We start from the raw sequence: 3,068 nt of genomic DNA on the forward strand, positions 1-3,068 counted from the left end.
ATTGTACTTTGAAAACTAGATAAAGTAAGAAGAAATAAAAGATTTTACCAAGCAAAACCGAGTGAGTTCATTTTTGAATTCTTAAAAAAATCGCGCGTTTATACAGCAATGTATAAACATCACAATTATTAATAACAGATTAAGTTATTAAGGGCGCACGGTGGATGCCTTGGCACTAGAAGCCGAAGAAGGACGTTACTAACGACGATATGCTTTGGGGAGCTGTAAGTAAGCTTTGATCCAGAGATTTCCGAATGGGGAAACCCAGCATGAGTTATGTCATGTTATCCATATATGAATACATAGTATATGAGAAGGCACACCCGGAGAACTGAAACATCTAAGTACCCGGAGGAAGAGAAAGAAAACTCGATTCCCTTAGTAGCGGCGAGCGAAACGGGAAGAGCCCAAACCAGAGAGCTTGCTCTCTGGGGTTGTAGGACACTCAATACGGAGTTACAAAGGAACAGTTTAGACGAATGACTTTGGAAAAGTCAGCCATAGAAGGTAAAGGCCCTGTAGTCGAAAAGTTGTTCTCTCCTGAGTGGATCCTGAGTACGGCGGAACACGTGGAATTCCGTCGGAATCCGGGAGGACCATCTCCCAAGGCTAAATACTCTCTAGTGACCGATAGTGAACCAGTACCGTGAGGGAAAGGTGAAAAGCACCCCGGAAGGGGAGTGAAATAGAACCTGAAACCGTGTGCTTACAAGTAGTCAGAGCCCGTTAATGGGTGATGGCGTGCCTTTTGTAGAATGAACCGGCGAGTTACGATTTGATGCAAGGTTAAGCAGTATATGTGGAGCCGTAGCGAAAGCGAGTCTGAATAGGGCGAATGAGTATCAGGTCGTAGACCCGAAACCAGGTGATCTACCCATGTCCAGGTTGAAGTTCAGGTAACACTGAATGGAGGACCGAACCGACTTACGTTGAAAAGTGAGCGGATGAGGTGTGGGTAGCGGAGAAATTCCAATCGAACCTGGAGATAGCTGGTTCTCTCCGAAATAGCTTTAGGGCTAGCCTCGTGTGATGATTATTGGAGGTAGAGCACTGTTTGGACTAGGGGCCCCCCTCGGGTTACCGAATTCAGACAAACTCCGAATGCCAAATAATTTAACACGGGAGTCAGACTGCGGGTGATAAGGTCCGTAGTCGAGAGGGAAACAGCCCAGACCACCAGCTAAGGTCCCAAAATATATGTTAAGTGGAAAAGGATGTGGCGTTGCCCAGACAACTAGGATGTTGGCTTAGAAGCAGCCATCATTTAAAGAGTGCGTAATAGCTCACTAGTCGAGTGACGCTGCGCCGAAAATGTACCGGGGCTAAACATATTACCGAAGCTGTGGATTGTCCTATGGACAATGGTAGGAGAGCGTTCTAAGCAGCGTCGAAGCATGATCGCAAGGACATGTGGAGCGCTTAGAAGTGAGAATGCCGGTGTGAGTAGCGAAAGACGGGTGAGAATCCCGTCCACCGATTGACTAAGGTTTCCAGAGGAAGGCTCGTCCGCTCTGGGTTAGTCGGGACCTAAGCCGAGGCCGAATGGCGTAGGCGATGGATAACAGGTAGATATTCCTGTACCACCTAAGATTGTTTGAACGATGGGGGGACGCAGTAGGATAGGCGAAGCGTACTGTTGGTTATGTACGTCCAAGCACTGAGACTGAGTATTAGGCAAATCCGGTACTCTTAAGGTCAAGGTGTGATGGGGAGCGAAATTATAGTAGCGAAGTCGTTGATTTCACACTGCCAAGAAAAGCCTCTAGTTAGAAATTAGGTGCCCGTACCGCAAACCGACACAGGTAGTCAAGATGAGAATTCTAAGGTGAGCGAGCGAACTCTCGTTAAGGAACTCGGCAAAATGACCCCGTAACTTCGGGAGAAGGGGTGCTTTTTAGGGTGCAAGCCTTGAAGAGCCGCAGTGAATAGGCCCAAGCGACTGTTTATCAAAAACACAGGTCTCTGCAAAACCGTAAGGTGACGTATAGGGGCTGACGCCTGCCCGGTGCTGGAAGGTTAAAAGGAGTGGTTAGCATTAGCGAAGCTACGAATTGAAGCCCCAGTAAACGGCGGCCGTAACTATAACGGTCCTAAGGTAGCGAAATTCCTTGTCGGGTAAGTTCCGACCCGCACGAAAGGCGTAACGATTTGGGCACTGTCTCAACGAGAGACTCGGTGAAATCATAGTACCTGTGAAGATGCAGGTTACCCGCGACAGGACGGAAAGACCCCGTGGAGCTTTACTGCAGCCTGATATTGAAATTCGGCACAGCTTGTACAGGATAGGTAGGAGCCTTTGAAGCGTGAGCGTCAGCTTACGTGGAGGCGTTGGTGGGATACTACCCTGGCTGTGTTGACTTTCTAACCCGCACCACTTATCGTGGTGGGAGACAGTGTCAGGCGGGCAGTTTGACTGGGGCGGTCGCCTCCTAAAGAGTAACGGAGGCGCTCAAAGGTTCCCTCAGAATGGTTGGAAATCATTCGCAGAGTGTAAAGGCACAAGGGAGCTTGACTGCAAGACCTACAAGTCGAGCAGGGTCGAAAGACGGACTTAGTGATCCGGTGGTTCCGCATGGAAGGGCCATCGCTCAACGGATAAAAGCTACCCCGGGGATAACAGGCTTATCTCCCCCAAGAGTTCACATCGACGGGGAGGTTTGGCACCTCGATGTCGGCTCATCGCATCCTGGGGCTGTAGTCGGTCCCAAGGGTTGGGCTGTTCGCCCATTAAAGCGGTACGCGAGCTGGGTTCAGAACGTCGTGAGACAGTTCGGTCCCTATCCGTCGTGGGCGTAGGAAATTTGAGAGGAGCTGTCCTTAGTACGAGAGGACCGGGATGGACATACCTCTGGTGTACCAGTTGTCGCGCCAGCGGCATAGCTGGGTAGCTATGTATGGACGGGATAAGTGCTGAAAGCATCTAAGCATGAAGCCCCCCTCAAGATGAGATTTCCCAACTTCGGTTATAAGATCCCTCAAAGATGATGAGGTTAATAGGTTCGAGGTGGAAGTACAGTAATGTATGGAGCTGACGAATACTAATCGATCGAAGACTTAATCAATTTTAT

At 49.3% G+C, this 3,068-nt stretch carries 1 rRNA gene; it reads left to right on the forward strand.

The annotated features are described in order from the left end of the window. Positions 1–137: 137 nt before the first annotated feature. Positions 138–3,062: ribosomal RNA gene (locus tag BHX94_RS12570) — 23S ribosomal RNA — on the forward strand. Positions 3,063–3,068 lie beyond the last annotated feature (6 nt).

The sequence above is a fragment of the Macrococcoides bohemicum genome, assembly GCF_003259675.1.
Lineage (GTDB): Bacteria > Bacillota > Bacilli > Staphylococcales > Staphylococcaceae > Macrococcoides > Macrococcoides bohemicum.